26 protein-coding genes are annotated in these 24,180 nt (G+C 73.8%); 10 read left to right on the top strand and 16 right to left on the bottom strand.

Features of this window, described 5'->3' with window-relative positions; all coding sequences use genetic code 11:
• The first annotated feature begins 49 nt into the window (after positions 1-49).
• Positions 50-346, top strand: coding sequence for a hypothetical protein (locus AC1Z4A_RS25895; RefSeq protein ID WP_483682267.1), 297 nt, complete (start codon positions 50-52; stop codon positions 344-346).
• Between the two features lie 21 nt (positions 347-367).
• Here AC1Z4A_RS25895 and AC1Z4A_RS25890 read toward each other — a convergent pair whose 3' ends face one another.
• The 8 genes from AC1Z4A_RS25890 to AC1Z4A_RS25855 all read right to left on the bottom strand — a co-directional run bounded on the left by AC1Z4A_RS25890 (position 368) and on the right by AC1Z4A_RS25855 (position 9,510).
• Complete coding sequence (locus AC1Z4A_RS25890; protein WP_483682266.1) at positions 368-1,222, bottom strand: AfsR/SARP family transcriptional regulator; 855 nt, start codon at positions 1,220-1,222, stop codon at positions 368-370.
• Positions 1,223-2,156: 934 nt separating this feature from the next.
• Complete coding sequence (locus AC1Z4A_RS25885; protein ID WP_483682265.1) at positions 2,157-3,638, bottom strand: DHA2 family efflux MFS transporter permease subunit; 1,482 nt, start codon at positions 3,636-3,638, stop codon at positions 2,157-2,159.
• Positions 3,639-3,783: 145 nt separating this feature from the next.
• Entirely contained in the window at positions 3,784-4,260 is a 477-nt protein-coding gene (locus tag AC1Z4A_RS25880) for a nuclear transport factor 2 family protein (protein ID WP_483682264.1), read from the bottom strand.
• A 21-nt stretch (positions 4,261-4,281) separates the two neighbouring features.
• Positions 4,282-5,868 carry a nuclear transport factor 2 family protein gene (locus AC1Z4A_RS25875; protein WP_483682263.1) on the bottom strand — a complete coding sequence of 529 codons (1,587 nt, stop codon included), beginning with the start codon at positions 5,866-5,868 and terminating at the stop codon, positions 4,282-4,284.
• Positions 5,868-6,653, bottom strand: coding sequence for a 3-oxoacyl-ACP reductase FabG (gene fabG, locus AC1Z4A_RS25870; protein WP_483682262.1), 786 nt, complete (start codon positions 6,651-6,653; stop codon positions 5,868-5,870). Before fabG ends, AC1Z4A_RS25875 begins: the two co-directional genes overlap by 1 nt.
• 24 nt (positions 6,654-6,677) lie before the next feature.
• Positions 6,678-6,932, bottom strand: a complete 255-nt coding sequence (locus AC1Z4A_RS25865) for an acyl carrier protein (RefSeq protein WP_483682261.1) — start codon at positions 6,930-6,932, stop codon at positions 6,678-6,680.
• Positions 6,933-6,937: 5 nt separating this feature from the next.
• A complete protein-coding gene (locus AC1Z4A_RS25860) occupies positions 6,938-8,245 on the bottom strand; it encodes a ketosynthase chain-length factor (RefSeq protein WP_483682260.1) in 1,308 nt (435 codons plus the stop codon).
• Positions 8,242-9,510 (bottom strand): beta-ketoacyl-[acyl-carrier-protein] synthase family protein, encoded by a 1,269-nt coding sequence (locus AC1Z4A_RS25855; protein WP_483682259.1) that lies wholly within the window; start codon positions 9,508-9,510, stop codon positions 8,242-8,244. The genes AC1Z4A_RS25860 and AC1Z4A_RS25855 overlap by 4 nt, the downstream gene beginning before the upstream one ends.
• A gap of 236 nt (positions 9,511-9,746) precedes the next feature.
• On the opposite strand from AC1Z4A_RS25855, the gene AC1Z4A_RS25850 reads away from it, so the two are divergent.
• Complete coding sequence (locus tag AC1Z4A_RS25850) at positions 9,747-10,808, top strand: LLM class flavin-dependent oxidoreductase (RefSeq protein ID WP_483682258.1); 1,062 nt, start codon at positions 9,747-9,749, stop codon at positions 10,806-10,808.
• Between the two features lie 351 nt (positions 10,809-11,159).
• Here the strand turns inward: AC1Z4A_RS25850 and AC1Z4A_RS25845 are convergent, their stop codons facing one another.
• From AC1Z4A_RS25845 to AC1Z4A_RS25835, 3 genes are read right to left on the bottom strand one after another with little or no spacing between them, the layout of a single operon-like run.
• Positions 11,160-12,101 carry an MBL fold metallo-hydrolase gene (locus AC1Z4A_RS25845; RefSeq protein ID WP_483682257.1) on the bottom strand — a complete coding sequence of 314 codons (942 nt, stop codon included), beginning with the start codon at positions 12,099-12,101 and terminating at the stop codon, positions 11,160-11,162.
• Positions 12,098-13,030, bottom strand: a complete 933-nt coding sequence (locus AC1Z4A_RS25840; RefSeq protein ID WP_483682256.1) for an aromatase/cyclase — start codon at positions 13,028-13,030, stop codon at positions 12,098-12,100. The genes AC1Z4A_RS25845 and AC1Z4A_RS25840 overlap by 4 nt, the downstream gene beginning before the upstream one ends.
• Positions 13,027-13,290: an acyl carrier protein gene (locus AC1Z4A_RS25835; protein WP_483682255.1), complete on the bottom strand. Its 264-nt coding sequence runs from the start codon at positions 13,288-13,290 to the stop codon at positions 13,027-13,029. Before AC1Z4A_RS25835 ends, AC1Z4A_RS25840 begins: the two co-directional genes overlap by 4 nt.
• A 179-nt stretch (positions 13,291-13,469) precedes the next feature.
• Here AC1Z4A_RS25835 and AC1Z4A_RS25830 point away from each other — a divergent pair, with 179 nt between their 5' ends.
• The 3 genes from AC1Z4A_RS25830 (at position 13,470) to AC1Z4A_RS25820 (ending at position 15,601) form a co-directional block, all read left to right on the top strand.
• Positions 13,470-14,525: an aldo/keto reductase gene (locus AC1Z4A_RS25830; RefSeq protein WP_483682254.1), complete on the top strand. Its 1,056-nt coding sequence runs from the start codon at positions 13,470-13,472 to the stop codon at positions 14,523-14,525.
• 62 nt (positions 14,526-14,587) lie between these two features.
• On the top strand, positions 14,588-15,040 hold the full coding sequence (locus AC1Z4A_RS25825) for a nuclear transport factor 2 family protein (RefSeq protein WP_483682253.1): 453 nt from the start codon (positions 14,588-14,590) through the stop codon (positions 15,038-15,040).
• A gap of 123 nt (positions 15,041-15,163) precedes the next feature.
• On the top strand, positions 15,164-15,601 hold the full coding sequence (locus AC1Z4A_RS25820) for a MarR family winged helix-turn-helix transcriptional regulator (protein ID WP_483682252.1): 438 nt from the start codon (positions 15,164-15,166) through the stop codon (positions 15,599-15,601).
• 16 nt (positions 15,602-15,617) lie between these two features.
• On the opposite strand, the gene AC1Z4A_RS25815 is transcribed toward AC1Z4A_RS25820, so the two are convergent.
• Entirely contained in the window at positions 15,618-15,815 is a 198-nt protein-coding gene (locus AC1Z4A_RS25815; RefSeq protein ID WP_483682251.1) for a hypothetical protein, read from the bottom strand.
• 204 nt (positions 15,816-16,019) lie between these two features.
• On the opposite strand from AC1Z4A_RS25815, the gene AC1Z4A_RS25810 reads away from it, so the two are divergent.
• The 3 genes from AC1Z4A_RS25810 to AC1Z4A_RS25800 are packed head-to-tail and all read left to right on the top strand — an operon-like array spanning position 16,020 to position 18,287.
• Positions 16,020-17,027: a beta-ketoacyl-ACP synthase 3 gene (locus AC1Z4A_RS25810; protein ID WP_483682250.1), complete on the top strand. Its 1,008-nt coding sequence runs from the start codon at positions 16,020-16,022 to the stop codon at positions 17,025-17,027.
• A gap of 34 nt (positions 17,028-17,061) precedes the next feature.
• Positions 17,062-17,577 carry a flavin reductase family protein gene (locus tag AC1Z4A_RS25805; protein ID WP_483682249.1) on the top strand — a complete coding sequence of 172 codons (516 nt, stop codon included), beginning with the start codon at positions 17,062-17,064 and terminating at the stop codon, positions 17,575-17,577.
• A complete protein-coding gene (locus AC1Z4A_RS25800) occupies positions 17,574-18,287 on the top strand; it encodes a 4'-phosphopantetheinyl transferase family protein (RefSeq protein ID WP_483682248.1) in 714 nt (237 codons plus the stop codon). The genes AC1Z4A_RS25805 and AC1Z4A_RS25800 overlap by 4 nt, the downstream gene beginning before the upstream one ends.
• On the opposite strand, the gene msrB is transcribed toward AC1Z4A_RS25800, so the two are convergent.
• From msrB to AC1Z4A_RS25780, 4 genes are all read right to left on the bottom strand, one after another.
• On the bottom strand, positions 18,247-18,654 hold the full coding sequence (gene msrB, locus AC1Z4A_RS25795) for a peptide-methionine (R)-S-oxide reductase MsrB (protein ID WP_483682247.1): 408 nt from the start codon (positions 18,652-18,654) through the stop codon (positions 18,247-18,249). The genes AC1Z4A_RS25800 and msrB overlap by 41 nt on opposite strands.
• A 26-nt stretch (positions 18,655-18,680) precedes the next feature.
• Entirely contained in the window at positions 18,681-20,084 is a 1,404-nt protein-coding gene (murC, locus tag AC1Z4A_RS25790) for a UDP-N-acetylmuramate--L-alanine ligase (protein ID WP_483682246.1), read from the bottom strand.
• Positions 20,085-20,155: 71 nt separating this feature from the next.
• Positions 20,156-20,797 (bottom strand): response regulator, encoded by a 642-nt coding sequence (locus AC1Z4A_RS25785; protein WP_483683727.1) that lies wholly within the window; start codon positions 20,795-20,797, stop codon positions 20,156-20,158.
• A gap of 14 nt (positions 20,798-20,811) precedes the next feature.
• Positions 20,812-22,044, bottom strand: coding sequence for a sensor histidine kinase (locus AC1Z4A_RS25780; protein ID WP_483682245.1), 1,233 nt, complete (start codon positions 22,042-22,044; stop codon positions 20,812-20,814).
• 179 nt (positions 22,045-22,223) lie between these two features.
• Here AC1Z4A_RS25780 and AC1Z4A_RS25775 point away from each other — a divergent pair, with 179 nt between their 5' ends.
• Positions 22,224-23,288 carry an FtsX-like permease family protein gene (locus AC1Z4A_RS25775; RefSeq protein ID WP_483682244.1) on the top strand — a complete coding sequence of 355 codons (1,065 nt, stop codon included), beginning with the start codon at positions 22,224-22,226 and terminating at the stop codon, positions 23,286-23,288.
• Positions 23,285-23,989: an ABC transporter ATP-binding protein gene (locus AC1Z4A_RS25770; RefSeq protein WP_483682243.1), complete on the top strand. Its 705-nt coding sequence runs from the start codon at positions 23,285-23,287 to the stop codon at positions 23,987-23,989. The genes AC1Z4A_RS25775 and AC1Z4A_RS25770 overlap by 4 nt, the downstream gene beginning before the upstream one ends.
• The last annotated feature ends 191 nt before the right edge of the window (positions 23,990-24,180 follow it).

Raw genomic sequence — 24,180 nt, 5'->3', positions numbered from 1 at the left:
GCGCGGCCGGAACGCCCCGCGCGGTCGCGCCGGCGAAGGAGTGAGGGCCATGCGCACGCTACTCAGGGCCCGGCTGGACACCCACGCGTCGAACGCGCACATCAGGGACGGCACGATGCCCAAGCTGATCGAGGAGGTCCTGGAGCAGCTGAAGCCGGAGGCGGCCTACTTCACGACGCTGGACGGCGGCCGCACCTGCCTGCTCGTCTTCGATCTGGAGGACTCCTCCCAGCTGCCGTCCGTCGTGGAGACGTTCTTCCTGGAGGCCGACGCGGAGGTCGAGCTGCATCCGGTGATGAACGCGGACGACCTGCGGAAGGGGCTCGCCGCCCTGGGCGGGGGCTGAGCCCGTTCCTCCCCCGGTCGGTCAGCATGCCTCGCTCAGGTCCGGCAGCCGGCCGAACGGGACCGGGGCCGGGCACGGCGGCACCTCGGCCGGCTCTCCCGTGCCGGCCGGGGCGTCCTCCGCGGCCAGGACGGTCGCCTGGAGCCGCCGCAGCGGGGGCGATGGCTCGATGCCGAGTTCCGCCACCAGGTTGTTGCGCAGCCTCAGATACGCCTCCAGGGCCTGGGTGCGCCGCCCGGACCGGTGGAGGGCCGTGATGAGCTGTGCGTGGAAGTTCTCGCTGAAGGGGTGGCGGTCCGCCAGATTGACGAGTTCGGGGAGGACTTCGTGGTGCCTGCCGAGCAGCAGGTCGGCGTTGATCCGCTGCTCGAGCACCCCGGTCCACCGCTCGTTGAGCTGGTTGGCCTCCAGGCGCAGCATCGGGCCGGCGTCCACGTCCTCGAAGGCGTCGCCGCGCCACAGGTCGAGTGCGGTCCTGAGCAGGGGCCCGGCCATGCGGGCCTCCGCCCGGGCCAGGGCCCTGGAGCCGTCGTCCGCCAGCCGGCGGAAGCAGTCGACGTCGAGTGCGGAGACGTTCAGCCGGTAGCCCCGGGGCCGGGTCTCCAGCAGGTCCTTCGGGTCGGCGTCCAGCCCCCGGGCACAGGCGGCCCGCCCCAGGAGCTTCCGCAGGTGCATGACGTGGGTCTGCAGGGTCGTCACCGCCGTCTTCGGCGGCTCCTCCTCCCACAGCTCCTCCATGAGGCTCGCGACCTGGACGGACCGGCCGGACGCCATGGCCAGCAGGGCGACGATCTTGCGTAATTTCGGTGCGGTCACGTCGAACGGTTTCCCGCCCAGCCGCAACTCCAATGGGCCCAGTACCGACACTTCGAGCATGATGAATTCCCCCATCTGCGGTGCTGCCGACGCAATTGACTTTCTCGACGGGCTCCTCACCGCTACGGAATGGCCGACCGGAGGCATCGTCCGCCGCCGCTCGCCTCGCGGCGTATGCACGGGCCAACAGGAATCTCTCGCACTCGGAACACCCCCGTTAGAATTTTGCGGGGCCAGGCATGCCCATGGCCTCGCGGAGATCATCAGGGGGAAATATCGCGCGAATCCCGACCGTCATCGAGTGGCTCCGCTCGGCCACTCCGCGGCAGCGAACCTCGGCTTCCGCACTGACGCCCGATCAATTGCCTGGCGCTGGCTGGAGAAATCCGCACATCCCCCTGGTACCCGCCGCGCCGTTCGGCCGGAATCTTTCGTTCGACATGGCGGATGACCTGGCCCTAACAGTGTTTGCTGGCGTTCGTGCCGCTGTCAACACTTTCCGGCCCCGACGGCGCGCGAGAAGCGCAGGAATACGCCATCGGAGAACCGCCCCCTGTCCCCACAAATCGGGTGTGCACAACGACTTCTGAAAACCCCTTCCATATTGACTGGAGGGGGTCCGGCTCGGTTCCGGAGGGCTACCGGCGGGTCGACCAGGGCTTATCCTGCTCTCCGTCGGCGAATTCACCCGGGGAGCGTCCGACGGGCATGGAACGGATCGCATGGAACACCCGAGTTGGATCTCGGCGAAAAGGCATCGGCGGTCGGCGGCGACAGCCCGGCAAATGCCGAGCAGTCGAACACATTAGGCCCTGAACGAAACACGGACGAGGTCGACTATGAACCCGGATCGGCAGTGTGACAATGCGGCCGTCGATCCTGGCGGAATCTTTACCGAGAACGACGGGAAAACGAAGAAGGCAAAAGGCCCGCCCCGGCGCGATGTCACGCACCGGGGCGGGCCTCGAAGGGGCCGGCCTGCAGGAGTCACGGGCTATCTGCCGACCGGCTCCCCCCGCACGGGCACGGCCACGGGGCCGAACTGCCGCCCGGCCCGGTAGCGGCGCTCCGCCCGCAACAGCAGCAGGGCGGGGACGACGGTGGCGGCGGTCGCCCCGGCGATCACCCAGTTGGTGACGCCGAACGCGTGGATCTGCTGGGCGGGCGACGGTCCGGCCGCGGCGAGGCGCTTGGTGAGGATGACGGTGAGCACCGCGGTGCCGAGGCTGCTGCCGGTCCGGTTGAGCATGTTCAACTGCGGTGTGGCGTGCGGAATCGCCTCCCGGGGCAGGACGGCGAAGGCCGCGGACATGGCCGTCACGCTGACGAGGCCGATGCCCAGCCCCATGGCGAACAGCAGGAACTCCACGTACCAGAACGAGGTGTGCACCCCGACCGTCGCGATCCCCGCTCCCGCGGCGCTCGAGATCACCAGGCCGAGCGTGGTGACCGGCCCGCCGCCGAAGCGGTCGGTCGCCCGGCCGCCCAGGGGCAGGGCGATGACGGCGCCGAGACCGTCGGCCAGCAGGGCCGTCCCGGCCTCCACCGCACTCTGCCCCCTGATCATTTCGAAGAACAGGGGCATCACGAGGAGCGGGCCGAACAGTGCACCGCCCGCGCAGAACATCGTGATGCCCGCGCACGTGTAGGGCAGGTTGGCGAACAACCTCAGGTCGAGCAGCGGCTGTTCGGTCCTCAGCTCGTGCACGGTGAAAAGGGTCAGCATGACGACGGCGCCGACGACCGGCCACAGCACCCGGCCGTCGGTGAAGCTGCCGGTGATGCCGATCTCGGCGACCCCGTAGGTGAGCGCGGGCAGGCCGATGACGACGAGGCAGGCGCCGAGCACGTCGAGGCGGCCCGCACCGCCCTTGCCGCCGGGCGGCAGCAGCCGCCGGCCGAGCACGAGGGCCACGACCCCGAAGGGGACGTTGATCCAGAACAGCCAGTGCCAGGACAGGTGGGTGCTCACCAGGGCGCCCACGGTGGGCCCCAGGATCGGGGCCAGGACGACGGGCACGCCGACGACGCTCATCACCCGGCCGATCCGCTTCGGCCCCGCGGCGGCGGCGAGGATGGCCTGCCCCGCGGGCACCAGGAAGCCTCCGGCGAGGCCCAGGACGCCCCGGCAGACGATGAGCGTTCCGGCGTTCGGGGCGAGGGCGCAGGCCACCGACGCGGCCGTGAACAGGGCGAGGGTGCCCAGCCACAGTACGCGCGGCCCGAGCCGCTTGGCCATCCAGCCGGTCATAGGGATGCCGGCCGCGAAGGCGATCAGATAGACGGTGGTGACCCAGCCGACCGTGCTGTCGGAGACTCCGAGAGCGTCGGTCAGCATCTGCCGGCCGGCGGAGACGATCGTGGTGGTGAGGGCGGTGGTGAAGCCGCCTAAGGCGATGACGACGGCAAGGGCCCAGGTTCTGCCCGGGATGCGGTCGTCGGTCGGCACCGCCGGGGTCTCCATGCGCAGGGACAAGCTCGGTTCACCTCATCCGTAGGAGGGAGGAGACAATGATTATGGGTAAAGTCAACGTTGGGAATCCCAGACTAACAGAAGCGGGCGCGCAACGGCCCCTGGGATACGGGGGATTCCCAGGGGCCGTTGCCGTACGGGGCCGGGCTCAGCGGAAGTCGTCCCGGTGGATCGCCCGCGACCGGGTCAGCAGCTCCCCGTCCCGGCGGACCAGCACGTCCTCGGTCACGGTGCAGGCGTCGACCGCCGGCGCACCGCCCGGCGGGGTCGCGAAGACCAGGGCGTAGTACCGCGTGGCGATCGTGCCGTCGCCGCGCGGGGCGACGGACAGCATGGCGAACCAGTGGCGCCGGACGATGCGTTCGGGCCGGATGTGCGAGGTGCTGCGGAGGATGGCCCCGAGGATCCCCGGGCGGCCCTCGACGGGCCGGTCCAGGAAGCTGATCCAGAAGCTGCCGTCCTCGGTGAACGTCTCGGTCCAGCGGCGCAGCGCCTCGCGGTCGTGCAGACCGGTGTCGAGGAGCATGGCCTGCCGGGCGTAGAACTGCTCGATTTCGGCGCGCAGTTCACCGGAGGCGGGGGCGGCTCCGGTGAACTGCACGCCGGAGGGGGTGGTGGTGGTCACGGGTGACGCCTCTCTGCCGTCTCAGCGGATCTCGTCGTGGCCCACCTTGCGGGACCGGGTCAGCAGGCGGCCGTCGGCACCGCGCACCAGGGTGTCGTGCACGACGCAGCTGGGGCCGATGACCGGGGTGCCGCCGGGCCTGGTGGTGATGACCAGCGCGTAGAACGTGGACCGTACGACGCCGTCGGACTCCGGCTGGATGTGCACCATGTCGAACCAGTGCCGACGCTGCACCGGGTCGTTCTCGAAGCGCTTGTTGAAGCCCAGGACGCCCTCCACGATCGCGGCGCGGCCGTGCATCGTGGGCTCGCTCGGGTTGTGGGAGAACTCCCCGTCGTCGGTGAAGGTCCCGGCGAACTCGTGGGCCTTCACATCGTCGAGCAGGTGGATCTGGGCAGCGTAGAACTGCAGCACTTCGGCGTGGAGTTCGCCGGATGCGGCTGTGGGCATGGGGTGTCCTCCGGGTTGTGGGAACCGGCGGGAAATGCCGCCGGCGGGGCTCGTACTGCCATGGGTGCGGCAGGTGCTGCCACTGGACCGGCAGACAGTGCCCGCCGGTTCGGCATCACTCTTGCGCGGGGCGCTAGAAGCGCCCTCAAAGCCCGCCAGCAGGTGCTGCCCGTGCAGTTCGGCCAGGCCCGCGCGCCACACCCGCAGGCCGTCACCGCCCGGCACGGGCAGCATCGGCACGACGGTGCTGCGCCCGGCGCGCACGGCGGCGTGGCCGCGGGCCGCGACCGACAGCACCTGCCCCGGCCCGCTCTCCACGAGCGTGTACCCGCCCTCGCCGAGCAGAGCGCACAGCGCCGGCCAGAACCGTACGGGCGAAGCCAGTTGACCCGCCCAGAACGCCGGATCGACGGCCTCTGCGGGAGTGACGCGGCGGGCGGTGCGCGTGGACAGGACCGGCACGGCGGGCGGGCGCAGCTCCTCGGCGGCGAAGGCCGCCGCGAGCCGACGCGCCGCCGGGGCGGCGGCGGGGCTGTGGAAGGGCTGGTGCGCGGGCACCCTGCGGACCGTCAGGCCATCGGCCCGCAGGGCCTGTTCGACCCGGCTCAGGGCGGGCTCCGGCCCGGCGAGCACGGTCTGCGCCGGGGCGTTGTGAGCGCCCACCGCGACTCCGTCGGCGAGGTCGCGGGGGCGCAGCCGACCCTCGAGGTCGGCGGGCCGGGCCGCCACGGCGAGCATGCCGCCGGGAGGCATGGCCCCGAGCAGCCGCCCACGGCGGCGCAGAACGCGGACCGCCGCCGGGAGGCTCAGGACGCCCGCCAGCGCGGCGGCGGCCAGCTCCCCCACGCTGTGCCCGAGCAGCACCGAGGGGCGCAGTCCGCGGCTCTCCAGCTCCCGGCCGACGGCGTAGTCCAGGGCGAACAGCATCGGCTGGGCGTGCAAGCCGTCGTCGAGCCGCGCGGCGGGCCCGGGGTCGAGCCAGTCGCTCCGCAGCCGCCTCCCCTCCGGCCCCATCAGGGCGAAGAACTCGTCGAGCACCGCGGTCAGCACCGGGGCATGGCCGTACAACTGCACGGCCATGCCCCGGTGCTGTGATCCCTGGCCGGGCAGCAGCAGGACGACGCGGCGGGGGGCCGCGTCGCCGTCCGGGGTGTCCATCAGTAGTTTCCGAGCCCGCCGCAGACGTTGATCGCCTGTGCGGTGACGGCGGCCGCGGCGTCCGAGACCAGGTAGCCGACCATGCCCGCCACCTCGTCGGGGCGCGTGTAGCGGCCCAGCGGGATCCTGGCCGTGAGGCGGGCCCTGGCCTCCTCGGGGCCCACGCCCCAGATGCGGCCGTACTCCTCGACCACGCCGTCGGCCAGCGGGGTGTCCACGAAGCCGGGGCAGACGGCGTTGACGGTGATGCCGGTCCTGGCCAGCTCCAGGCCCAGGGCCTTGGTGAAGCCGACGACGCCGTGCTTGGCGGCGGAGTACGGGGCGCCGAGGACCACGCCCTGCTTGCCCCCGGTGGAGGCGATGTTGACGATGCGGCCGCGACCCCGTGCCAGCATGCCCCCTTCGTTCAGCACCGCCCGGGTGACCTTGAAGACGCCGTCGAGGTTGGTGGCGAGGGTGTCCCGCCACAGCTCGTCGGTGAGCTGCGCCGTGACGCCACCGCCGCTGCGGCCGGCGTTGTTGACCAGGACGTCGACCGGTCCGTAGCAGTCGACGGCTGCGCTCACCCAGGCGCGGACCCGGTCGGTGTCGGTGACGTCGCAGGCGGTGCCGTCCGCCTCGGCGCCCTGCTCACGGAGCCGGTCCACGGTCTCCTTCACCGCGGTCCCGCGGCGGGAGCAGAGGAAGACGGCGTGTCCCGAGGCCGCCAGGGCCTCGGCGGTCGCGAGGCCGATTCCGCTGCTCGCGCCGGTGACCAGCGCGGTGCGGCGTGGTTGCCGTGCCATGTCCTGCCTCCTCTCCCCCGGGCGTCAGACGGCCGGGGCCGGATCGTTGACCTCGTCCAGCAGGGCGCGCGGACTGTGCAGTTCGCCCAGCCGGTCGTCGGGTATCCGCACGCCGTACTCCTGGCCGATCCGGGCCGCGGTCTCGAGGAGGGCCAGCGAGTCGTAGCCCAGTTCCGCGAACGGGACGTCGGCGACGTCGCCGCTCAGGTCGACGGACTCGTCCTCCCCCGCGCACTGGGCCAGGACGAGGAGCAGGTCCTCCAGGGTCATCGTGGGCATGTGGGTCACTCCTTCGGGTTCGGGGCGGTGCCGTCGCGGAGACGGTCGGGTGCGGGTGGGGTGCGGCGGGCGTCCGGGCCGACGGGGGCGCGCACCACCACGGCGGCGTTGAAGCCGCCGCGGCCGCGGGCCAGCACCAGGGCGGCGCGGACCGCGATCTCCCGGGGTGCCCCCGTGACCAGATCGATGCCGTACTCCCCGGGTACGTCGCGGACGCCCGCGGTGGCCGGGACCACGCCGTCGCGGATCGCCAGCAGTGCGGTGACGACATCGAGGGGCGGGCCGCCGGACAGCAGGCGGCCGGTCAGTGCCTTGGGGGCGGTCACGGGCACGCCGCAGGGGCCGAAGAGGGCGCGGAGGGCCTCGGCCTCGGCGCGGTCGGCCGCCGGGGTGCCCGCCGCGTCGGCGAACACCACGTCGATGTCGCCGGGCGCCAGCCCCGCGTCGTGCAGGGCGAGTTCGGCTGCCCTGCGCAGTCCGGGCGGGCGGCCGGTGCCCGGTGCGGGGTCGAAGGTGGCCGCGTAACCGGCGATCTCGCCGTAGACGCGGTAGCCGCCGCGGCGGTACGCGGCCCCGGCCTCCTCCATGATCAGCACGGCGCCGCCCTCGCCCGGTACGCAGCCGCCCGCCGAGCGGTCGAACGGCAGGTAGGCGCGGTGCGGGTCGGGTTCCCGGCTGAGGTCGCCGGCGGCGATGTGGTTCACCCAGCCCCACGGGTCGAAGGACGACTCCACGCCGCCGGTGACCATCAGCCCGGTGCCCAGCCTCAGGGTACGGCGGGCGTGCCCGATCGCGTCCAGGCCGCCGGCCTGGTCGGCGACGAGCACCCCGCTGGGGCCCTTCAAGCCGTGGCGGATGGAGATCTGTCCGGTGTTCACCGCGTAGAACCAGGCGAACGACTCGTAGACGCTGACGTGCTCGGGGCCCTTGTTGTAGAGCTTGTCGACCTCCCGGTGGGTGAACTCGAAGCCGCCGGAGGCATTGGAGGTGACCACTCCGGCGCCGTACTCGGGCAGCAGGCCCGGGTCGGTGCCGCAGTCGGCGAGCGCTTCCTGGGCGGCCACCAGGGCCAGCCGGGTCACCCGGTCGGTCTGCGGCAGGAGCCTGCCGGGCAGGTGCTCCTCGGCCTCGAACCCGGCGACCTGGCCGGCCAGCCGCACCGGGTAGGCCGAGGGGTCGAAGCGCGTCAGGGGGGCGATGCCGGAGCGGCCCGCCAGCGCGGCCTGCCAATATGCCTCGGTGCCGAGGCCGTTGGGGGCGGCCACGCCGATGCCGGTGATCACCGCGGTGCGGGTACGGGTCGCCGTCGTCATCGCGCGCCGCCTCCCCGGGGTGCGGCGAGCACCATGGCGCTCTGGAAGCCGCCGAAGCCGCTGCCCACGGTGAGCGCCGTGGTCACCGGGTGCTCCCGGGCCTCGAGCGGCACGTAGTCCAGGTCGCAGGCCGGGTCCTTCTCGTGCAGGTTGGCGGTGGGCGGCACCACGTCGTTCTCGATGGCCAGGACGCAGGCCGCGATCTCGAGGGAGCCGATGGCGCCGAGCGAGTGCCCGATCATCGACTTGATGGAGCTGACGGGGGTGCGGCGGGCGTGGTCGCCGAGGGCGCGCTTGAACGCCGCGGTCTCGTGCCGGTCGTTCTGCACGGTGCCCGAGCCATGCGCGTTGACGTAGTCGACGGCGGTCGCGGGGAGCCGGGACTCCGCCAGCGCCGCGCCGATGGCCGCGGCCATCTCCTGGCCGTCCGGCCGGAGTCCGGTCATGTGGTGGGCGTTGGCGCGGGAGGCGAAGCCCGTGATCTCGGCGCGGACCGTGGCGCCGCGGCGCCGGGCGTGCCCCAGCTCCTCCAGGACGAACACGGCCGCACCCTCGGCGATGACGAAGCCGTCCCGGGTGCGGTCGAAGGGCCGGGAGGCATGCTCGGGGTCGTCGTTGCGCGGGCTGGTGGCCTTGATGGCGTCGAAGCAGGCCACCGCGATCGGGGAGATGGGGGCGTCGGAGGCGCCGGCGATCATCACGTCGGCGCTGCCCTCCCGGATCAGCTGGGCGGCGTGGCCGACGGAGTCGAGGCCCGAGGTGCAGCCCGAGGAGGCGACCGCGACGGGGCCCTCCGCCCCCACCTCGCGGGCGACCTCGGCGGCCAGGGAGCTGGGCACGAACCAGTCGTAGAGGTGGGGGGAGCGGTAGGCGTCGTCCACGGTCCAGGCGCGGCCGTTGTCGGAGAGCACCCGGTACTCCCGCTCCAGGCTGGTCGTGGCGCCGACGGCGGTGCCGATGGTCACCCCCGTGCGGTGCGGGTCGGCCGCCGCGAAGTCCAGGCCGCTGTCGGCGATCGCCTCCCTGGCCGCGACCACGGCGAACTGGGCCGCGCGGTCCATGCGGCGGATCTCGCGCGGGGTCAGCCCGTGGGCGGCGGGGTCGAAGTCGATCTCGGCGGCCATCCGCGAGCGGAAGGGGGCCGGGTCGAAGAAGGTGATGCGCCGGGTGGCGGTCCGTCCGCCGGAGAGCAGGTCCCAGAACTGCTTGACGCCCTGCCCGCCCGGCGCGAGCACCCCCATCCCGGTAATGGCAACGCGTTTCACTTCTCACCTCGCGGTGTCGTCCGCATTCGCGGTCCTCGTTTCTCGGCTTTCTCGGCTTTCTCGGCAACGATTCCGGCGCAGTTGCGAGGCCGATACTGACGAGCACGTCTCAAAGGCCCCTAGAAAACGGACCGTGACCGCCACCGGGCGGGCTTCCAGAGGCTCGTGAGCGGATTTCTAGGCGGCCCCGCGATGCTCCGGGCAGCAGATGACGGGACAACGAGGGTGGTAAGTCCATGAAATTCGGCGTCAACTTCTTTCCGACCGTGGGGCCGAAGGAGAAGGCCGCCTCGCAGTATTACGCGGAGAACCTCCGGCTCGCCGAGCTGGCCGAGCGGCTGGGTTTCGAGCACATCAAGACGGTCGAGCACTACTTCTTCGGCTACGGCGGCTACAGCCCGGACCCGGTCACCTTTCTCGCCGCCGTCGCGGCGCGCACCAGCCGCATCCGCCTGGTGACGGGCGCCGTGCTCCCCGCGTTCACCCACCCGGTGAAGCTGGCCGGGAAGCTGGCGATGCTCGACAACATCTCGCAGGGCAGGCTCGACGCCGGCTTCGGGCGGGCGTTCCTGCCGGACGAGTTCGAGGCGTTCGGGGTGCCGATCGACGAGAGCAGGGCCCGCTTCGACGAGGGCCTGGCGGCGGTGCGCGCGCTGTGGACGGAGGAGAGCCTGACGTGGGAAGGCGACTTCCACCGCTTCGGGCCGGTGACGCTCATGCCGCGTCCGTACCAGCAGCCGCACCCGCCGGTGTTCGTGGCCACGGCGCTCAGCCCGGAGTCCTGCGAGGCGGCCGGGCGGAACGGCCACAACCTGCAGCTCGTCCCCTCGATCGGGTCACTGGAGCGGGCCCGGGAGATGCTGGGGGCGTACCGCGCGGCGTGGGCCGGGGCGGGGCATCCCGCGGGCGCGGAGCGCGTCCAGCTCAGCTACTCCTGCTACGTGGCGCCGACCGATGCCGAGGCGCTGCGGATGGGCGCGGAGTTCGAGGCCAACTACCGGGAGAAACTGGCCGAGGCGGTCGGCGCCTGGGGCCGTACGCGCAGCACCTCCTACCCCGGCTACGAGCGGCTGGTGCAGGCCGTGGCGGCGCAGTCCTTCGACGCGTCCGTGCGCGACAACAAGGTGCTGGTGGGCAGCCCTGAGCGGGTCCGCGAGCAGCTCGCGGCCATCCGCGAGTGGTTCGGCCCGAACCTGTCGGTCAGCCTCTCGGTCAACACCGGCACCCTGCCGGTCGAGCTGGCCGAGCGCACCCTGCGCATCCTCGCGGCCGAGGTGGCCCCGGCGGCCGCGGAGTGACACACCGGAGGGCCGGTGGGCGGGGGTTTTCCCCCACCCCGCCCCTTCCCGGCTGTATCGATGTGCGGCTCCGCCGCGTGGGGGGCTTCGCCCCAGACCCCGGGACCGCGCTGCGCGCGGCCGCGCGGCGGAGCCGCAAATCGAGCGCAGCCTCAAACGCCGGACGGGCTGAATTTCAGCCCGTCCGGGGGCACCTCCTGGGGGCACCCCCAGCGGTAGCTGGGGGAGGTAGCTGGGGGAGTTTGAGGACCGGGGGTCCGGGGGCAGAGCCCCCGCCCTGCGGCGGAGCCGCATATCGGATACAGCGGGAAGGGGCGGGATCGGGGAAGCACCCCTCGGCCCTCCGGCGTGTCAGGCCAGGCAGGCCGGCAGACTGCCGCCGTTGTACTCGACGATCTCCCCGAAGACGGCCACCACGTCCAGCGGCGCCCCCTCGGGCAGCCCGGCCTCCTCCGCGTACGCCCGGTGGAGATTGCCCACCAGCCGCTCCGGGTCGAGGAGTCCGGCGAACTCGCCGGGCCCCAGCTCCCGCGCCGCCTCCAGCGGCGACAGCCCGGCCCGCAGGCCCTGCCGGGCCAGCTCGCGCACGTACCGCAGATAGCGCTCGCACTCGTCGATCACGTCGGGGCCGCCCGGTTCGCCGTGCCCGCCGACGACCACCGCCGGGGCCAGCCCGCGCAACCGCTCCAGCGCCCGCAGGCTCCCGGAGACGGAGCCCATCTGCACGTACGGGGTGACCCCCGGCATGATCACGTCGCCGGCGAACAGCACCCGCTCGTGCGGCAGCCAGACCACGGTGTCGTTGGTGGTGTGGGCGGGGCCGACGTGCAGCAGCTCCACCACCCTCTCGGCGCCGTGCCGCAGGGTCAGCGCGTCCCGGAACGTCACCGATGGCAGGACCAGGGGCGTGTCTCCCCAGGCGACGTCCGGCCACAGCGTCTTCAGTCCCATGCCGGCCTCGGCCATCTCGGCGCGGGCCAGCTCGTGGGCGATCACCATGGCCTGCGGGGCGAAGACCGCGTTGCCGAAGTGGTGGTCGCCGTGGTGGTGGGTGTTGACGACGATGCGCACCGGCCCGCCGCCGCGGGCCGCCACGGTGTCGCGCAGCCGCTCGGCGCGCGCCCGGGTGGCCACGGTGTCGACGAGGAGCGTGGCGTCGGCTCCGAGCAGCACCCCCGCGTTGTTGAGGCACCACCCGCCGTCCGGCTGGATGTAGGCGAAGACGCCGTCGGCGAGTTCGGTCAGGCGGGGCTCCGCTGTGCGGTGCGGCGCCGGGCCGGGTGCGGGCCTCATCGCGCGCCCCGGGCCCCGGCGGCCACGGCCGCCGCGGCGTGCCGCAGCGTCGTCCGGCTGTTCGCGCCGAGCGTCTCGCGCACCAGGGCGTGGGCCGCGGGCAGCGGGCGGCCGCCGGGCGGGGCCGCCGGGTCCAGCAGCACCCGGTGCCGCGAGGTCACCCGGCAGCCCCCGGGCACGGCCCGGAACAGCCAGGTCCCGCTGTGGCCCAGCAGCCCCGCAGGCAGTGTCGTCTGCTTGTAGGCGATGCGGGCCACGGGCCCGTCCGGCAGGCAGACGCGCACCGACTCGGTGCGGTGGGTGGTGCCGTCGGGCGCGGCGGTGTGCATGGTCATGCGCTGGACGCCCGCCTCCTCGGCGAGGGTCAGCGAGGCCACATGTGGCAGCAGCTCCGGCCAGCGCCCGGCGTCGCGGATGAACGCGTACGCGTCCTCGGGCGGGCCGGGGACGTCCACGGAGTCCTCGAAGACGGCGGCGAGGCCGGCGGGGCGGTGGCCGGAGTCCAGCAGCCCGGCCAGCGCGCCCAGTTCGGCGCGGCTGTTGGCGTCGAGGGCGGTCTCGATCCACCGGACGGCGTCGGCGGCGCCGTCCACGGCCGTGAAGTGGTGGTCCAGGTCGATCCGGGTGTGCCGGGGCCCGAGCGGCGCGAAGGCCCACTCGCCGCCCATGGAGGCCACCGGCGGCCGGCTGCGCTCCTGTTCGAAGCGGATGCGCAGGGCAGCGGTGTCGACCGTGCGCCGCGACACCCAGTCGCTGACGACGCCGTTGGTCAGCGCCCAGATCCGGAACCGCTCCTGACCGCCGGGCCCGCGCTCGTCCAGGTACTCCACGTGGACGGTCGGTCCGAAGACGACGGGCCACCGCTCGGCGTCGGCGACCAGGTCGAAGGCGTCCCGCGCGGCCGCGGCGACGTCGGCGGAGTGCCTCATGCCGCCGCCCTCAGCCGGCTCTCGACACCGGCCAGCAGCGTGCGCGGCGTGGTCATGGCGTCGATGTCCTCGTCCGGGATGGCCACGCCTGTCCGCTCCTGAATGACCGTCACGGTCTCGTAGACGGCCAGGGAGTCGAACCCCAGCTCGGCGAACTCCGCGTCCAGCTCCGCCTCCTCCAGCCGGCTCGCCGCCTCGCGGCCGAGGCCCTGCTCGACCGCCGCCCGCAGATCCTCGAGCGTGAATGCCTGCTGCTCCATTGCCTCTCCCTTTGCGTCCTTATGGTCCTTGTGCTCCTTGTGCGAGCTGTCACGGGAAAGGTGGCCCAGCGGCCTAAAAGCGCGCTCAAATTCCGGCGGTAGACGGGCTTCCAGCGAATTTCTAGGAGCCGCTCCTACGGTTTCACCCGGCATGCGGAAACCGGTCGAGGGGACGATGTGTGCGGTACACGACTTTCGGGCGCTGCTCGGGCCTGCTGGTCTCCGAGTACGCACTGGGCGCCGGGACCTTCGGCGCGACCGCGGAGGGCGGCACGGATCCGGCCGAGGCCCGCCGCATCTTCGAGCGGTTCGCGGCGGCGGGCGGCACCTTCGTGGACACGGCCGACGCCTACCGGAACGGCGAGTCGGAGATCGTGACCGGCCGGCTGCTGGCGGGCCGGCGCGACGACTTCGTCCTCGCCTCCAAGTACGGCCTGGGGCCACCGTCGGATCCGGCCGTGCCCGTCGCGGGCAACAGCAGGAAGAACCTGGCCCGGTCGCTCGAGGCCAGCCTGCGCCGGCTGAACACGGACCACGTGGACCTGTACTGGGTGCACATGCCGGACGCCGTGACGCCTATGGAGGAGATCCTGCGTGCCCTGGACGACCTGGTCCGGGCCGGGAAGGTGCTGTACTGCGGCCTGTCCAACTTCCCCGCCTGGCGCACCTCGCGGGCCGTGACGCTCGCCGAGCTGCGGTACGCGCTGCCGCTGGTGGGCATCCAGGTCGAGTACAGCCTGGTGGCCCGGGACGCGGACCGGGAGCTGCTGCCCATGGCCGAGGCGCTGGGCCTGGGCGTCGCCGTCTGGTCGCCGCTGGGCGGCGGCCTGCTGACGGGCAAGTACCGCAGCGGGGCCGCCGCATCGGGCACCCGGCGGGGCCGTGCCCTGCACCGGGAGGACGACGCGCGGACGACCGCGGTGCTGGACGCCGTACTGGAGACCGCCTCGGAATTGGGCGTTCCAGCGGCCCGGGTGGCCATGGCCTGGCTGCGCCGGAGCGCCGCCGGGCGGACGACGGCCCTGGTGCCGGTCACCGGCCCGCGCACGGCGGTCCAGCTCGGCGACTACCTGGGTTCGCTGGACGTCGAGCTGACCGACGAGCAGTACGCCCGGCTCTCGGCGGCCGGTGCCGTGCCGCCCGGGGCGCCGCACGAAGCCGCGGCGACCGTCCGCGACGCGCTGCTCGGCGGCGACGCCGGGCGCGTCAGGATGCCGGTGCCGCCGGTCGCCTGAACCCGCCGATTCCCCTGTTTCCCCTTTCCGTTTTCCCTTTCCCCGACCGAAGGAGAGAGACCGTGGCCGAGCGCGCCGCCACCCAGCGGGACCTGTACGACGAGGTGCTCCAGTTCCACTCCCGCCAGCTCCACCTGCTCGACGAGGGCCTCTACGACGACACGGCCCTGCGCGCCTGGGCGGACTCCTTCACCGAGGACGGCGAGTACTGGGTGAACTCCAAGAGCGGGCCCGCCGTGGGTCGGGACGCCATCTACGAGCGCGCCCGCACCAACGTCCTGGCGGACGAGCTGATCCGGGCCGACAGCATGCGCCGGCACGCCATCACCAACCTCGTGGTCGAAACCGGCGACGACGGCCTCGTCCACTCGCTCTACTACGTCCTGTTGATCGACACCCCGCGCGGCGGACCGGCGCGGCTCGGCCCGTGCGCCGTGGCGCGGGAGGTGCTCGTGCGACGGGACGGACGGCTGTTGACCCTGCGCCGCAAAGTCGACCGGGACGACCTCCGGTGACCCCGGCCGGGGAGCCGCCCCGGCACACCCCGGCCTGTAGGATGAACCAATATTGGTGAGGTCAACAGTGGATCCCGTGCTCCGGGCGCCAGGATCCCGGACGCATGTCGATGGGGTTGCTCCTTGAACGGTCCGTCACATTCGGAAACGCTCCACTCCCTGCCGAGCTGGCTGCTGGGCGAGGCGGCCCGGCGCGGCTGGCGGTTGCTCGGCGAGCGGCTGGCCGGCGAGGGCCTCAGCCGCCACCACTACCTCGCTCTCAGCTGCCTCAGCGACGAGAACGGCCTGGTGCAGGCCGAGGTCAGTCGGCGCACCAAGATCGACGAGAGCGATCTGGTCAGCCTGCTCAACGACATGGGCGAGCGCGGGCTGGCCACACGCAGCAAGGACCCCACCAACCGGCGCCGCAACCTCGTCAGCCTCACCCCGGAGGGCCGGGCGCTGCTCAAGCACCTCGACGACGTCGTGCAGCAGGCCAACGACGAGATCCTCGAACCGCTGGAGCCCGCCGAGCGGGAGCAGTTCGTCGCCTCGCTGCGCCGCATCGTCGACGCGCGCTGAGCGGGCCGCGGGCAGGTCAGCTGCCCGCGGCGGGCCGGGTCGGGACACCCCCCAGGACCAGTGACACGATCTCGTGGACCGCGAGGGCGCCCGCCCCCAGGTCGGAGAACCGCGGTGCGGACGGCGGCCGTTCGGCCGCCCCCGTCTCCCCGGTGCGCTCCGGTTCGGTTGCCGCCCGCGTCGGGCCGTGGAGCGGGAATGCGCGGTGTCCCATCGTCTCTCCCCCGGTGTGATGCCGATCGGCGCCGTGCGCCGCCGGGACCGTTCTTCCTCTCTTCCTCGTGAATGTCGCGCCGTCTCCTCAAGCCGCGCTAAAACGGCGCTCAATTCACGGAAATACCGTTCGGCTGCCGTCCTTCGATCCGGTTTTTAGCGGTGTCGGAGATTCTCGGTCCGGCTTTGGAGAGGAGAGCAGCACATGGCGACACATATTGCGGCGGGCTCCCGCCGGTACAGCCGGATCCGGGGCGTCGGCGCCTACCGGCCGCGGCGCGTCGTGACCAACTCCGAGATCTGCGCGCGCATCGACAGCAGCGACGAGTGGATCGTCACGCGCACCGGGATCCGCACCCGGTGCTTCGCCGCACCGGACGAGACCCTGACGGCGATGGCGGCGGCCGCGGCGGGCAAGGCGCTGGCCGCCGCCGGCCTCGACGCCGCGGACGTCGACTGCGTGCTGACGGCCAGCACGTCCAGCCCGGTGGAGGTGACGCCGCTGGCCCTGCGCACCGCCCGGGAGCTGGGCGCCGGCCGGGCGGGCGGCTTCGACCTGGCCTCGGCCTGCGCGGGCTTCTGCCACGGCCTGGGGCTGGCCTCGGAGATGGTCGCCTCGGGCGAGGCGGAACACGTCCTGGTCGTCGGCGTGGAGCGGATGACTGACCTGGTCTCGCCCAACGAGCGCGGCACCGCGTTCCTGTTCGCGGACGGGGCCGGTGCCGTCGTCGTCGGCCCCTCGGCCAGGCCCGCCATCGGGCCGACGGTGCGCGGCGGGGACAGCGCGTCCGCCGCGGCGGTGCGGATGGTCCACGACGCCGAGGGCGCCTGGGACGCGGAGCAGGGCGGCACCGAACGCCCGCACATGGTCATGGACGGCCGCCGGATCTTCCGGTGGGCCGTGGAGACCGTGCCGCCGGCCGCCCGGCGGGCGCTGGACCTCGCGGGCCTGACGCTGGATCAGCTGGAGGTCTTCGTCCCCCACCAGGCCAATCTGCGGATGATCGAGACCGTCGCCAAGCGGCTGGGCGTCGGCCCCGGGGTGCGGATCGCCGACGACGTCACGGAGGCCGGCAACACCTCGGCGGCGTCCGTCCCGCTCGCCCTGGCCCGGCTGCTGGAGGAGAACCCCGCGTACAGCGGCCGGACCGCGCTGCTCATGGGCTTCGGCGCCGGTCTCGGCTACGCGGGCCAAGCCGTCCTGCTGCCCTGACCACCTGCCCCCGACCGCGGCTCCTGGAGGACCGATGGCTTCCCCGATCCCGCCCGTCCTGGCCGCAGCGCCGCCGGGCTTCACCGATGCAATGGCCCGCTTCGCCTCCGGCGTCACTGTCGTCACCACCCTCGACGAACACGGCGGCCCGCACGGCTTCACCGCCAGCTCCTTCTGCTCCGTCTCCCTCGACCCGCCGCTGGTACTGGTGTGCCTGGCCAAATCGGCGAGCTGCCGGGCCGTGTTCCTGACCGCAGAGCGGTTCGCGGTGAGCGTGCTCGGCGCCGGGCACACCGCCCTGGCCCGGCGGTTCGCCACCCGCGGCGCCGACAAGTTCGGCAGCGGCGGGTTCACCGCGACCCCGCACGGCCTGCCCGCCGTGGCGGGCGCGCTGTCCACGGTGGACTGCCGGCTGTGGGAACGGCACGACGCGGGCGACCACACGATCCTCGTCGGGCTGGTCCGCCATGCCGCCTCGGCGGACGGCGAGCCCGTCGTCTACGCCGACCGGTGCTTTCACGGGCTGGCCCGGCTCGACGGCCCGGCATGAGCGCGGCGCTGCTGGTGTGCACGCTGCACGACCCCGGCGCCGAGGACGCGGCCCGCACCGTGCTCGGGCTGCTGGACCCGGCCGAGCGCGCCCGGGTGCTGCGCCACCGCCTGCCCGGCGACCGCACCCGGTCCCTGCTGGCGCAGTGGCTCGCCCGGTACGGGGTGGCCCGCCGGGCGGGCGTGCCGTGGACCGAGGTGGCGATCGGGCACGACGGGCGGGGCAGGCCGCTCGTCGTCTCGCACCCGGAGTTCTCGGTGAGCCTCGCGCACAGCGGCCCGTACGCCGCGGCGGCCCTGGCCCCCGGCGGGCGGGTCGGCGTGGACGTGGAGCGGGCGGCCCGCGCGGCGCGGCTGCCGGTGCACGCGTTCCTGACCGCGGTCGAGCGTGGCGAACTGCCCGCGCCGCCGTACGACGCCGAGCGCCGCGCCGCGCTGTGGACGCTGAAGGAGGCCGCCGTGAAGCTGACCGGCCACGGCCTGGGGGCGGGGATGGGCCGGGTCGGCTTCCGCTGCCGGGGCGGTGCCGTGCCCACGGCGGCCCGGACGCCCTACACCCCCGGGGCGTTCCGGGCCTACCGGCTGCCCGGCGGGTGGCTGGCGGCCCTCGGTGTCTCCCCGGGCGCGCCGCCCGGGGAGCCGGAGTTCGTCGCGCCCGCCCGCACCGCGGTCAGCCCGCCCCGGGGTGCAGCCGCAGCGAGATGGAGTTGATGCAGTAGCGCTGATCGGTGGGGGTGGGGTAGCCCTCGCCCTCGAAGACGTGGCCGAGGTGCGAGCCGCAGCGCGCACAGCGCACCTCGGTGCGGACCATGCCGTGGGAGCGGTCCTCGATCAGCTCGACGGCCGCGGAGTCCTTCGGGTCGTAGAAGCTCGGCCAGCCGCAGTGGCTCTCGAACTTCTCGGTGGACCGGAACAGCTCCGCCCCGCAGGCCCGGCAGGCGTAGACGCCCGCCGTCCTGGTGTCGGTGTACTCACCGCGGAAGGCGGGCTCGGTGCCCGCCCGGCGGAGCACCTGGTACTCCGCCGGGGTCAGCTCCGCGCGCCACTGCTCGTCCGTCTTCTCGACCTCGTACGCCATGTCGTGCGCCCTCCGCGGTGTGTCGGTCAGCCCTCCAGGCGGGCCAGGATCTTCGGGCCGAGGTCCGTGACGTCGCCCGCGCCCATGGTCAGAACGAGATCGCCGGGCCGGGCCATTCCCGCGATCACGTCCGGGATCGCGGCCATGTCGTGCTCGGCGCGCACGTCGGCGCCCGCGGCCTGCGCCGCGTCGATGATCAGGGTGCTGGTGATGCCCGGGATCGGGTCCTCGCGGGCCGGGTAGATGTCGAGGACCACCGAGGCGTCGGCGAGGGCCAGGGACCGGCCCATCTCCGTGCCGAGTTCCTGGGTGCGGCTGAAGAGGTGCGGCTGGAAGACCACGAGGACCCGGGAGCCGGCCGCGGCACCCCGGATGGCCTCCAGGTCGGCGGTCATCTCGGTGGGGTGGTGCGCGTAGGAGTCGATGACCTGCACGCCGTTCGCCTCGCCCTTGAGCTGGAGGCGGCGGCCCACGCCGGTGAACTTGCCGAGCGCGGAGGCGAGGTTGTGCGCCGGGATGCCGAGGGCCACGCCCGCGGCGAGGGCGGCGACGGCGTTGTGCGCGTAGTGGCTGCCGGGCACGGAGACGGCGAAGGTGAGCATCTTGCCGTTCAGCAGGATGGTGACCTCGCTGGACAGGCCGCGCGGGGTGACCTTCAGGACGCGCACGTCGGCGTCCTCGGCCGTGCCGTAGGTGACGATCTCGATGTCGTTGCGGGCTGCGTTTTCGGCGACTCGCTCCGTGAGCTCGCGGGCGCCCTCCTGGTCGGCGGAGACGACCAGCGTGCCGCCGGGGCGGACACGGCCGACGAACGTCTCGAAGGACTCGTAGATCTCGTCCATCGACGCGTAGTTCGCGTGGTGGTCCAGCTCCACGTTGAGGACGATCGCGACCTCGGGCGCGTACTTGTGGAAGCTGCGGTCGCTCTCGTCCGCCTCGGCGACGAAGATCTCGCCGGAGCCGTGCCGGGCGTTGGTGCCGGGGCCGTTCAGGTCGCCGCCGATGGCGTACGACGGGTCCAGGCCCAGGGCGTCCAGGGAGACGGCGAGCATCGACGTCGTGGTCGTCTTGCCGTGGGTGCCCGCAACGGCGATCGGGCGCAGCCCGTCCATCAGGCGGGCCAGGGCGTCCGAGCGGTGGACGACGGGGACGCCGCGCTCGGCGGCGGCGGCCAGCTCGGGGTTGTCGGCGCGGATGGCGCTGGAGACGACGACGCAGGTGGCGTCGGCCGCCAGGTGGTCGGCGGCATGGCCGATGTGCACCGTGACGCCCAGCTCGCGCAGGGCCGCGGCGGTGGCGGAGTCCTTGGCGTCGCTGCCGGCGACGGCCGCGCCGCGCTGGGCGAGGATCTTCGCGATGCCCGACATGCCGGCGCCGCCGATGCCGATGAAGTGCGGTCGGTCCATCGTCGTGGGGACGGCCGGTGCCATGTGCGGTGCTCCCTGCGTCGTGTTGCTTTGTTCTAAACGAAGCGATTCTCGCACCCGCGCCAGCCGCCCCGTCACACCGCCCGGATCAGCCCCGCCGCCAGGCCCGCCGCGACCGCCGCCGTGCGGCTGTCGACGCCCAGCTTGTCGTAGATGTGCACGAGGTGGGTCTTGACGGTCGCCTCGCTGATGAAGAGCCGCTTGGAGATCTGCCGGTTGGCCAGGCCCTCGGCCACCAGCCCCAGGATCTCCGTCTCGCGCGGGGAGAGCGCGGGCCGGCCTCCGGCCCGGACCCGGCCCAGCAGGCGGGCGGCGACGGGCGGGGCGAGGACGGTCTCGCCGCGGGCGGCGGCGTGCACGGCGGCGGCGACGTCCTCGGGCGGGGCGTCCTTGAGGAGGTAGCCGGTGGCCCCGGCCTCGACGGCGGCGAGGATGTCGGCGTCGGTGCTGTAGGTGGTGAGGATCAGCACGGCGGGCGGGGACGGCAGCGCGGTGATGCGCCGGGTGGCCTCCACGCCGTGCATGCCGGTGCCCATCTGGAGGTCCATGAGGACGACGTCCGGGCGCACCCCCTCGGCGAGCAGCCGCAGGGCCTCGGCGCCGTCGGCGGCCTCGCCGACGGCCTCCAGGTCGGGCAGGTCGTCGACCATGGCGCGCAGCCCGCGCCGCACAACGGGATGGTCGTCCACGAGGAGGACCCTGATCACCGGATTCATGCCGATCAACGGATTCATGCCGCGCCCGCCTTCGCCCGGACGTCCGCGGGCGCCGGGCGCAGCGGCACGACGGCCGCCACGGCCGTGCCCTCGCCGGGGGCGGACTCGACCGTGAAGGTGCCGCCGAGTTCGGCGATGCGCTCGCGCATGCCGTGCAGGCCGAAGGTGCGGCGGCCGGGGGCGGGGCCGGCGGCCGGGGCGAAGCCGACGCCGTCGTCGTAGATGTCCAGGGTGACCTGGTCGTCGAGGTAGGCGAGGGTCACGGCGGCGTGGTCGGCCCGGGCGTGCCGGGCGACGTTGGCGAGCGCCTCCTGGGTGAGGCGGAGCAGGGCGACCTCGGTCTCCACGGGGAGCGGGCAGGGCTCGCCGTCGAGGCGGAAGGCGGCGCCGGGGACCGTGCGGGAGGTGACCCTGCGCAGCGCCTCGGGCAGGGGCGCGTCCTCCAGGGCGGGCGGGGTGAGGGCCCGGACGAAGCGGCGGGCCTCGGCGAGGTTGTCGGCCGCGGTCCGGCCGATCTCGCGCAGGCGCCCGGGCGCGGCCGAGGGGTCGGCGGTCTCGGCGGCGCGGGCGAGCAGGACGATGCTGGACAGGCCCTGGGCCAGGGTGTCGTGGATCTCGCGGGCCAGCCGCTGGCGCTCGGCGAGCCGGCCGGCCTCGCGCTGGGCGGCGGCGAGTTCGTCCCGGGTGCGTACGAGGTCGTCGATGAGCTGCTGGCGCCGGCGGCTCTCCTTGTAGAGCGCGGCGTATCCGTAGCCGGTGAGGATCGCGACCGCCGCCCCGGCGACCGGGCCGACGACCTTGGCGGCGGTGAGGCCGCCGGGCCCGGCGGCCTGCGCGGCCACCACGGCGGCGGTGGCCGCGGCGATGGCGGGATGGGACCGGCGCACCGGCATGGCGTGCAGGAAGAGGAAGAAGAGCGGGAAGGCGAGGTAGCTGAAGCCGCGGTCCATGGCCAGCAGCACCAGCCACAGGCCGGTGACGGCGGCGAGCCAGAGCCCGGGCCGCGGGCTGCGCCGGACGACGCCGAGCGCGTAGGCCGCGCCGAGCGCGAGCGCGGGCAGCAGGAGGCCCGCGGCGGCCGCGCCGCTGCCCGCGCCGGCCAGGGCGGGGACGAGGGCGATGCCGAGCAGCGCGTAGAAGGCGACGTGCAGTGCGATGCGGACGAGCCGCAGCGAGGGCACGTCGGATCCGGCGCGCACGGGCAGGGCGGTCGTGCCGGCGGCGTCGGGAGGGCTCGCGGGTCTCACCCCATCGAGCGTACGGGCCGGTGGGCGGGGCCCCGGCCACGAGGGCCATCAACCGTTCGATTGATTTCGGGGTGCACCGGACGTACGGGCCGGGAACCGCTCCTTGCCCCGATGGCGGGCGCGCGTCCGCACGCGACCGTGGAGGGGTCCACCGCCAGAGCTTCCCGGGAGGGTCCGTCTTGTTCGTCGCGCTCCGCGACATCCGCTTCGCCCGAGGGCGTTTCGCCCTCATGGGCACGGTCGTCGCGCTCGTCACCACGCTCGTGGTCTTCCTCTACGGCCTGACCGACGGTCTGGGCCGGGAGGCGTCGTCGGCCGTGGCCGGACTGCCCGCGGACCGGATCGTGTTCGGGGCGCCCGCGGGGGCGGAGCCGGAGGTGTCGTTCTCGAACAGCACGCTGGACGAGCGGCAGATCGCCGCCTGGCGCGGGGCGCCGGGGGTGCGGTCCGCCGAGCCGCTGGGCGTGGCGATGACGCGGCTGACGGCCCACGGTGCGGCCTTCTCCGTGAGCGTCTTCGGCAGCGCCGGGCGGCTGCGGCCCCCGCTGGTCACCGGGTCGGCGCCGGACGACGGGCAGGTCGCCGTGGGCCGCCGGACCGCCCGCGAGAAGGCGCTGCGGATCGGGGACCGGGTCACCCTCGGCACCCGGGAGCTGACCGTCTCGGGCATCACCGCCGACCGCGGCCACGGGCACGCGCCCGCCGTGTGGACGACGCTCGCCTCCTGGGCGGAGGCCGTCCACCAGCGGCAGCCGACCGCGCTCGCCGTGACCGGCGGGGGCGGCCCCTCGGGGACGGCGGCGCGGACCACGAAGGCCGTCGGGCTCGCGGACGCGCTGGACGGCATCGACGGCTACGCCGCCGAGCACGGCACGCTCCGGCTGCTCCAGGGGTTCCTGTTCGTGGTGAGCGCGCTGGTGGTGGGGGCCTTCTTCACGGTCTGGACGGTGCAGCGGCAGCCCGAGGTGGCGGTGCTCAAGGCGCTGGGCGCGAGCAGCGGCTACCTGGTGCGGGACGCCCTCGGGCAGGCGGCGGCGGTGCTGGCCGCCGGGGCCGCGCTGGGGGCGGGGGTCGGGGCGGCGGGCGGGGCGCTGGCGGCCTCGGCGGTGCCCTTCGAGCTGGGCGCGGCCACGGTGGCCGTGCCGGTGGCGGCGATGGTGCTGCTGGGCCTGGCCGGCTCCGCGCTCGCCGTGCGCCGCATCACGTCCGTGGATCCGCTGACCGCCCTGGGAGCCAACCGATGAACGCAACGACCGCGAAAGCCACTACGACGACCGCCCTGTCGCTGGAAGGCGTCGGCCTCACCTACCCGGACGGCGACCGCAGGCTCACCGCGCTGGACGGGGTGTCCCTGGCCGTGTCCCCCGGCGAGCTGGTGGCCGTCGTGGGCCCCTCGGGCTCCGGGAAGTCGAGCCTGCTGGCGGTGGCGGCGACGCTGCTGCGCCCGGATGCGGGGCGGGTGGTCGTGGCGGGGCAGGACACCTCGCGGATGACCGGCGGGGAGCGCACGGCGCTGCGCCGCGAACGGATCGGCATCGTCTTCCAGCAGTCCAACCTGCTGCCGTCGCTGACGGCGGAGGAGCAGCTGCTGGCGGTGGCGCACCTGCGGGGCGGCACGGTGCGGGCCGCGCGGGCCAGGGCGGCGGAGCTGCTGGAGTCGGTCGGGCTGGACGGGGCGAAGCGGCGCCGTCGTCCGCACCAGTTGTCCGGGGGCGAGCGGCAGCGCGTGAACATCGCCCGCGCGCTGTTCGGCGGCCCGTCCGTGCTGCTGGTGGACGAGCCGACGTCGGCGCTGGATCACGAGCGCGGCGAGCGGGTGATGGAGCTGCTGGCCGAGGTGACGCGGACGCACGGCACGGCGACGGTGCTGGTGACGCACGACCGAGGGCTGCTGGGCCGGGCGGACCGGGTGCTGTCGATGGGGGACGGGCGGCTGCGGCGGTGACACGGCGGTGCGGCGATGCGGGCCTCGACCGGGGCGTGGTGCCGGTGCGACCCTCATGGGCTCGGCCAGAGCCTTACGAGCCGGACCTCGACCAGGGCATGGGCGGTACCCGGACCGCCAGGGGGCCACGCCGCGGTGCCCACGGTCGGGGCTCGACCGGGCGCGGTGCCGGTACTGCACCGGGCTCGGCC

The organism is Streptomyces sp. 17_S59 (assembly GCF_056930295.1).
Note: the sequence above shows the minus strand (reverse complement) of the source record. Positions and strands in the feature narration are given on the sequence as shown.

Coding starts and splice junctions, on each gene's coding strand:
- AC1Z4A_RS25895 (WP_483682267.1), top strand. CDS start 50: ATGCGCACGCTACTCAGGGCCCGGCTGGACACCCACGCGTCGAACGCG.
- AC1Z4A_RS25890 (WP_483682266.1), bottom strand. CDS start 1,222: ATGCTCGAAGTGTCGGTACTGGGCCCATTGGAGTTGCGGCTGGGCGGG.
- AC1Z4A_RS25875 (WP_483682263.1), bottom strand. CDS start 5,868: ATGGACACCCCGGACGGCGACGCGGCCCCCCGCCGCGTCGTCCTGCTG.
- fabG (WP_483682262.1), bottom strand. CDS start 6,653: ATGGCACGGCAACCACGCCGCACCGCGCTGGTCACCGGCGCGAGCAGC.
- AC1Z4A_RS25865 (WP_483682261.1), bottom strand. CDS start 6,932: ATGCCCACGATGACCCTGGAGGACCTGCTCCTCGTCCTGGCCCAGTGC.
- AC1Z4A_RS25860 (WP_483682260.1), bottom strand. CDS start 8,245: ATGACGACGGCGACCCGTACCCGCACCGCGGTGATCACCGGCATCGGC.
- AC1Z4A_RS25850 (WP_483682258.1), top strand. CDS start 9,747: ATGAAATTCGGCGTCAACTTCTTTCCGACCGTGGGGCCGAAGGAGAAG.
- AC1Z4A_RS25845 (WP_483682257.1), bottom strand. CDS start 12,101: ATGAGGCCCGCACCCGGCCCGGCGCCGCACCGCACAGCGGAGCCCCGC.
- AC1Z4A_RS25840 (WP_483682256.1), bottom strand. CDS start 13,030: ATGAGGCACTCCGCCGACGTCGCCGCGGCCGCGCGGGACGCCTTCGAC.
- AC1Z4A_RS25835 (WP_483682255.1), bottom strand. CDS start 13,290: ATGGAGCAGCAGGCATTCACGCTCGAGGATCTGCGGGCGGCGGTCGAG.
- AC1Z4A_RS25815 (WP_483682251.1), bottom strand. CDS start 15,815: ATGGGACACCGCGCATTCCCGCTCCACGGCCCGACGCGGGCGGCAACC.
- AC1Z4A_RS25810 (WP_483682250.1), top strand. CDS start 16,020: ATGGCGACACATATTGCGGCGGGCTCCCGCCGGTACAGCCGGATCCGG.
- AC1Z4A_RS25805 (WP_483682249.1), top strand. CDS start 17,062: ATGGCTTCCCCGATCCCGCCCGTCCTGGCCGCAGCGCCGCCGGGCTTC.
- AC1Z4A_RS25800 (WP_483682248.1), top strand. CDS start 17,574: ATGAGCGCGGCGCTGCTGGTGTGCACGCTGCACGACCCCGGCGCCGAG.
- msrB (WP_483682247.1), bottom strand. CDS start 18,654: ATGGCGTACGAGGTCGAGAAGACGGACGAGCAGTGGCGCGCGGAGCTG.
- murC (WP_483682246.1), bottom strand. CDS start 20,084: ATGGCACCGGCCGTCCCCACGACGATGGACCGACCGCACTTCATCGGC.
- AC1Z4A_RS25785 (WP_483683727.1), bottom strand. CDS start 20,797: ATGAATCCGGTGATCAGGGTCCTCCTCGTGGACGACCATCCCGTTGTG.
- AC1Z4A_RS25770 (WP_483682243.1), top strand. CDS start 23,285: ATGAACGCAACGACCGCGAAAGCCACTACGACGACCGCCCTGTCGCTG.